The sequence below is a fragment of the Acinetobacter sp. OYA S30 genome (assembly GCF_033599315.1).
Lineage (GTDB): Bacteria > Pseudomonadota > Gammaproteobacteria > Pseudomonadales > Moraxellaceae > Acinetobacter > Acinetobacter baumannii.
On record NZ_JAWVAV010000072.1, the window covers coordinates 1 to 6,907 of the forward strand.

The 6,907-nt window shown below is 40.8% G+C and carries 5 protein-coding genes; 3 read left to right on the plus strand and 2 right to left on the minus strand.

The features are described from left to right. Window positions 1-84 precede the first annotated feature (84 nt). Entirely contained in the window at window positions 85-2,115 is a 2,031-nt protein-coding gene (locus R5R67_RS18540; protein WP_000205086.1) for an NADPH-dependent 2,4-dienoyl-CoA reductase, read from the minus strand. 265 nt (window positions 2,116-2,380) lie between these two features. Between R5R67_RS18540 and argG the strand changes: the two genes are divergently transcribed. Then, window positions 2,381-3,739 (plus strand): argininosuccinate synthase, encoded by a 1,359-nt coding sequence (gene argG, locus R5R67_RS18545; protein WP_009518994.1) that lies wholly within the window; start codon window positions 2,381-2,383, stop codon window positions 3,737-3,739. Between the two features lie 59 nt (window positions 3,740-3,798). Here argG and R5R67_RS18550 read toward each other — a convergent pair whose 3' ends face one another. Further along, on the minus strand, window positions 3,799-5,061 hold the full coding sequence (locus R5R67_RS18550; RefSeq protein ID WP_000013374.1) for a diguanylate cyclase: 1,263 nt from the start codon (window positions 5,059-5,061) through the stop codon (window positions 3,799-3,801). 149 nt (window positions 5,062-5,210) lie between these two features. On the opposite strand from R5R67_RS18550, the gene pyrC reads away from it, so the two are divergent. Further along, on the plus strand, window positions 5,211-6,245 hold the full coding sequence (gene pyrC, locus R5R67_RS18555) for a dihydroorotase (protein ID WP_001084867.1): 1,035 nt from the start codon (window positions 5,211-5,213) through the stop codon (window positions 6,243-6,245). After that, window positions 6,230-6,892 (plus strand): ribonuclease T, encoded by a 663-nt coding sequence (gene rnt, locus R5R67_RS18560; protein ID WP_001982681.1) that lies wholly within the window; start codon window positions 6,230-6,232, stop codon window positions 6,890-6,892. The genes pyrC and rnt overlap by 16 nt, the downstream gene beginning before the upstream one ends. Window positions 6,893-6,907 lie beyond the last annotated feature (15 nt).

Consider the following 6,907-nt stretch of genomic DNA (forward strand, 5'->3'; position numbering starts at 1 on the left):
TGTGCGTAAGAATACAAAGCTTATTCATTTTATTCAAGAAAAAAATCATCGCTTTGTGTTCAAGTGCATATTGTTTCATCAATTTTACAGTTGGGCAGCCAATTCTGCTCCTTCTTTAATCGCGCGCTTCGCATCTAGCTCTGCTGCGAGCTTTGCACCACCAATAATATGGTAGTTCGCTATAGTCGACTCACCTTCTTTTGGCATCAAGTCTTTTACCGACTCTTGCCCCGCACACACCACAACGGTATCTACACGTAAAAGCTGGTCCTGACCATTATGCTCAATCCAAAGCCCTTCATCGGTAACTGCTTTATATTGCACGCCACGAAGCATGCGTACACCGTGCTTTTTAAGCTGGGCACGATGTACCCACCCCGAAGTCTTGCCAAGACCAATACCGAGTGGGGTTGTTTTACGTTGCAGCAAATAAATTTCTCGTATCGCTGGCTCAACTACTGGTGGTTGCATACCACCTTCAGAAACATAATTTGGATCTGGGTCTACACCCCACTCACGTTGCCACTCGGCTAAAGGTTGAGGCTGTGGTTGATGTGGTGGTTTAAGTAAAAATTCTGAGACATCGAAACCAATACCACCTGCCCCAATCACTGCAACTTTTCGTCCAACTTCAGCGCCCTGTAAAACTTGAGCATAAGAAAGAACTTGAGGTGAATTACTTCCTTCAATCTTTAATGCACGCGGCACGACTCCAGTCGCCACAATCACCTCATCAAAACCTTCACGTTCAAGTTGTTCACGATTAACACGAGTATTTAAACGAACATCTACCCCAGTTTTTTGAAGTTGTACTTTAAAGTAGCGAATCGTTTCGTGAAATTCTTCTTTACCCGGCACAACCTTTGCAAAGTTAAATTGACCACCTACATCTGCATTGGCTTCAAACAGGGTCACTGCATGACCACGACTTGCAGCAACAGTTGCAGCAGACATACCGGCTACACCACCACCTACAACGGCGATACGCTTTGGTTGTTTGGTTTTTAAATAAACCAATTCAGTTTCATGGCCTGCACGTGGGTTTACTAAACAAGATACACGCTTATTTTTAAATGCATGATCTAAACATGCTTGGTTACAGGCAATACACGTATTAATTTCATCTACACGATTGGTCGCAGTTTTATTTACCCAAAAAGCATCCGCCAATAAAGGGCGAGCCATTTGAATCATATCTGCTTTGCCAGTTGCCAAAATCTCTTCAGCAGTTTCAGGCATATTAATACGGTTAGACGCAATTACCGGAATTGAAATATGTTGTTTTACATGAGCCGTATAATCGACAAACGCTGCACGAGGGACCGAGGTGACAATAGTCGGCACACGTGCTTCATGCCAGCCAATACCCGTATTTAATAAAGTGACACCCGCTTTTTCTAAAGCTTTCGCAACCGTAACCACTTCTTGCATGGTGTTACCGTCATGCACAAGGTCAAGCAGCGATAAACGGAAACAGATAATAAATTTTTCGCCAACTTTTGCGCGGATCGCTTTGACAATTTCAACCGGGAAACGCATACGGTTTTCAATTTCACCACCCCAACGGTCTGTACGCTGGTTTACATGGCGACTTAAAAACTGGTTAATCAGATATCCTTCCGACCCCATAATTTCAACGCCGTCGTAGCCTGCCTTTTTGGCAATGTCGGCACACTGTGCATAATCTTCAATGGTACTGAGAATATTTTTTTCAGAAAGTTGACGTGGTTTAAATGGTGAAATTGGTGATTTTATTGCACTCGAAGACACTACAAATGGCTGGTAACCATAGCGTCCTGCATGCAAAATTTGCATCAAAATTTTTGAACCATGTTTATGGACGGCATGAGTCACCAAACGGTGCTGCGGAATATCAAATAAACTATTCATGGTTCCGCCAGCCGGAGCCAACCATCCTTGACGGTTCGGAGAAATACCGCCAGTCACAATCAAACCAACTCCACCTTTGGCACGCTCTTCAAAATAAGCTGCCAGTTTTGGGTAGTTAAAAAAGCGGTCTTCAAGCCCCGTATGCATAGATCCCATGACCACACGGTTTTTAATGGTTGTGAAGCCCAAATGTAATGGTTTTAATAAATTGGCGTAACTTGTCATGCTGCGTCCCAATATTTTTTTGCAACTTGTTGCATAGTACTTTAATACTTTTTTGATAATTTTGGATGACCAAGAATTATTTTTTATTTGAGATTATGGTCAATCTATAAATGAAGCAGATAATCCCATATTTTTCTTTAAATAATAAATAGCCATCAGAACAAGTGAATTAATGCTTTTTTTGCCAAAAAAAGCACCATGAATAGTGCTACAATAGCCGCCATTCAGAATTCTCGAGACCGCCTCAACGGGGTCTTTTTCATAAATGTTAGGATTAGCAATGACTGATAATGCAACTATCTTGCAGCATGTACCAGTAGGCAAAAAAGTTGGGATTGCCTTCTCCGGTGGTCTAGACACTTCAGCTGCTTTATTGTGGATGAAACAAAAAGGCGCTGAGCCTTATGCATATACTGCAAACTTAGGCCAGCCAGATGAAGATGACTACGATGCAATTCCAAAGAAAGCAGAACAATACGGCGCTGTAAAAGCTCGCTTGATTGACTGCCGCTTACAATTGGCGCTTGAAGGTATTGCTGCAATTCAGTGTGGTGCATTCCATATCAGTACAGGTGGTGTTCCTTATTTCAATACGACTCCACTCGGTCGTGCAGTAACAGGTACTATGCTCGTTACTGCCATGAAAGAAGATGACGTAAACATCTGGGGTGACGGTTCAACTTATAAAGGTAACGATATTGAACGTTTCTATCGTTATGGTTTGTTGACCAACCCAAATCTTAAAATTTACAAGCCGTGGTTAGATCAAAACTTTATTGATGAGCTTGGTGGCCGTGCAGAAATGTCACAGTTCCTCATCGACAACGGTTTTGACTACAAAATGTCAAAAGAAAAAGCGTACTCAACTGACTCAAACATGTTGGGCGCAACTCACGAAGCAAAAGATCTTGAATACCTAAATGCAGGTATCAAAATCGTTGACCCAATCATGGGCGTTGCTTTCTGGAAAGAAGAAGTTGAAATCAAACCAGAAGAAGTGACTGTACGTTTTGAAGAAGGTGTACCTGTTGCATTAAATGGTCAGCGTTTTGAAAATCCGGTTGAGCTTATTCTTGAAGCAAACCGTATTGGTGGCCGTCATGGTTTAGGTATGTCTGACCAAATCGAAAACCGTATTATCGAAGCGAAATCTCGTGGTATCTATGAAGCACCGGGTATGGCCCTTCTTCATATTGCTTACGAGCGTTTGGTTACTGGTATTCACAACGAAGATACGATCGAACAATACCGCATTAACGGTTTACGTTTAGGCCGTTTACTTTACCAAGGCCGTTGGTTCGACTCACAAGCGCTTATGTTGCGTGAAACTGCACAGCGTTGGGTAGCTAAAGCGATTACTGGTGAAGTAACACTTGAACTTCGTCGTGGTAATGACTACACCATCATGAACACTGAATCTCCAAACTTAACGTACGAAGCTGAACGTTTAACAATGGAAAAAGGTGATTCAATGTTTACGCCAATGGACCGTATTGGTCAGTTGACTATGCGTAACCTCGACATTACCGATACACGTGCAAAACTAGGTATCTATACAGATGCTGGTTTACTTTCAATCGGTCAAGGTTCTGCTGTACCTCAATTAGACAATAAGAAAAAATAATTTCTTATAACGTCAAAAAAGCCACCTCAATAGGTGGCTTTTTTATATTTAAAATTAAGTTAGGCAATTTCGGCGACTTGTAATGGCTGATAATAAATTTGATTACGGCCAAGCTGTTTTGCCCGGTATAAAGCCTGATCTGCCGCATGAATAAGCCTATCTTGTCCCATCTTTAGCCCACCCGTATATACGGTAAACCCTAAACTGATAGTGACATACTTTGACACTAAAGAAGCTGCATGAGGAATCGCTTGCCGTTCAATGGCTTTATAGATATTTGCAGCTACTGAATAAGCACCCTGTGCAGGTGTTTCAGGTAATAGTACAACAAACTCCTCGCCTCCATAACGCGCAACAAAATCGACATGACGAATTGAGTTTTTAATTGCTGCGGCAATGCTAGAGATGACTTTATCTCCCATCTGGTGCCCGTAAAAATCGTTATAGTTTTTAAAAAAATCAATATCAATAAATAAAACAGCTAAAGGACGCTTCTCTTGATTTGCTCGGTAGTAGAAAAAATCAAACATCTCATCAAATGTACGTCGATTCGAAATTTGAGTCAGGGCATCCTGCTGGCTTAAATGCAATAACTCCGACGCTTCAATCCGTAAGATCTGCTCATTAATTTCAGCAAGCTGGTTATTTAAAAAAAGGCTTCTTTCTCTTGAGATGAGCATACTGCTAATCGAGAAACCTAAAATACAACTACCGAACAAAGCACGGCCCAGCGCAATATAATCACAATTTACGTCTAACAAAATAAGAAAAGCAAAAACTAAAAATGCTGCCAATAAACCAACACAAAGCATATGCAAAGGTTTAATACCGCTTAATATGAACCCGAGCATATATAAAAATGAAAGAAGCAACATAGACTGGTTCTTAAGCGCCATATTTCCGACACTAAGCAATAACATCGCATTAATAATAATGGTTAAAAATACAATGCCACATGCAGCTAAATAAAAGTGCTCGGAGAGTTTTGTAAATTTGGCAAAAACCCAAAACAATAACAGGGCAAGTGCAATATTCATTGCACTAAGTAAGCAATGAATAAAGTCCAAAGTAATATAAGGTACCCCAATCACTAAATAGTCGGTCGGCAGGGCCAGTAAAATAAAAATTAAATAAGTGAGTACACCACTTGCTAGAAACTTTGAGATGTTCTGTCTAGTTCGATCAAGATTTAAACACCAGAATTTTTTTTCCAGTTGCTTGGGCAAAGGCATATTGGCATAACGATGGGTATGTAGAGTGACCAAATACTCGATTTCTTCTTTAGATTTGAGTAATTGATGTACATTTCCCCTATTCGCCACTAGTCGATTCCTACATATTCTGCATTAACAAAATATAACATTATTTTTTAAAGCTCCCTGCGCTTTATTTTGCCATTTGTCCGTAATTCTCGTTACCATTTTCACACTTTATCGATTATCATTTGTTTTATTTCGAAGTTTGAACTGCCTTGAACTCTATTACCCTGCTCCAGCCAGATGATTGGCATGCACATTTACGTGATGGTTTAGCATTAAAACGTACTGTTCCAGATTTGGCTAAACAATTCGCCCGCGCGATTTGTATGCCTAACCTTGTACCGCCTGTAAAAACAGTAGAAGAAGCTTTAGCTTATCGCGAACGCATTCTTGCTCATGTTCCAGAAGGCAATAATTTTGACCCTCGTATGGTGCTTTATTTTACTGACCACACTTCACCTGATGAAGTTCGTAAAATTAAAGAATCAGAACATGTAAATGCGATTAAGCTTTATCCTGCTGGTGCGACCACAAACTCCGATAATGGTGTGAGTGATATTCGTAAAGTTTATGCAGTCATTGAGCAATTAGAAGAGCATCAAGTTCCGTTATTGCTTCATGGTGAAGTAACTCATAATCATGTAGATATTTTTGATCGTGAAAAACGTTTCCTAGATGAGGTATTATCACCTCTATTGAAACAGTTCCCGAAACTTAAAGTTGTGCTTGAGCACATCACTACCAGTGATGCAGCACACTTTGTTTTAGAACAAGACCGTAATGTGGCGGCAACAATCACTCCACAACATTTATTATTTAACCGTAATGATATGTTGGTTGGTGGTATTAAACCGCACTTCTACTGTTTACCAATTTTAAAACGTCAAACGCATCAAACGACTTTACTTGAAGTAGCGACAAGCGGTAATCCTAAATTTTTCTTAGGTACAGACAGCGCTCCTCATGCACAAAATGCAAAAGAGAATGCTTGTGGATGTGCAGGCTGCTATAGTGCACCAAATGCAATTGAGCTTTATGCACAAGCATTTGACCAAGTCGGTAAATTAGAGCGTCTAGAAGGTTTTGCTAGCCATTTTGGTGCAGACTTCTACGGTCTACCACGTAATACTTCTACCATTACTTTGGTTAAAGAAGATAACCTCGTTCCAGAATCTTTTGATTATTTAGATAATCAAAAAATCATCCCGCTGCATGCCGGGAAAACGCTGCAATGGAGAAAAGTGTGACACAAGAAAACTCTGTCCCGGTCATTGGCCAACGTTTTCGTGGCTTCTTACCTGTTGTTGTCGATGTTGAAACGGCAGGTTTTAATGCCCAGACAGATGCATTGCTAGAAATCGCATGCATTCCGATTGTGTATGATGCTCAGGGACAATTTGTCCCTGGTCCTGCATTTCATGCACATATTAACCCTTTTGAAGGGGCTAACCTCGACCGCCGTTCGCTAGACTTCATTGGTATTGACCCATTCAACCCAATGCGTATTGCAATGGCTGAAGATGAAAGAACTGCTTTACGTCGCATTTTTAAATCGGTCAATGAAGTTCGTAAACAGCAACATTGTACTCATGCAGTACTCGTAGGCCACAACGCGCATTTTGACCTTGGGTTTTTACAAGCGGCCATTGCTCGCTCAGGTACAAAAAACCAAAACCCGTTCCATAGTTTTTCAGTGATGGATACGGTCACTTTAAGTGCAGTAATGTTTGGACAAACAGTGCTTGCAAAAGCATGTATTCAAGCTGGAATTGAGTTTGATGGTAAAGAAGCACACTCTGCTTTATACGATACTCAAAAGACTGCTGAACTGTTTTGCTATATTTTGAACAAACTGTCTCCTTACCTCCTTGACAGTTTGGTGGCGGCTTCTTAAGATACCGCCATCCTC

Bases quoted from the DNA above. Each gene is read 5' to 3' on its own strand.
- R5R67_RS18540 (WP_000205086.1), bottom strand. From the start codon at position 2,115: ATGACAAGTTACGCCAATTTATTAAAACCATTACATTTGGGCTTCACA.
- argG (WP_009518994.1), top strand. From the start codon at position 2,381: ATGTTAGGATTAGCAATGACTGATAATGCAACTATCTTGCAGCATGTA.
- rnt (WP_001982681.1), top strand. From the start codon at position 6,230: ATGGAGAAAAGTGTGACACAAGAAAACTCTGTCCCGGTCATTGGCCAA.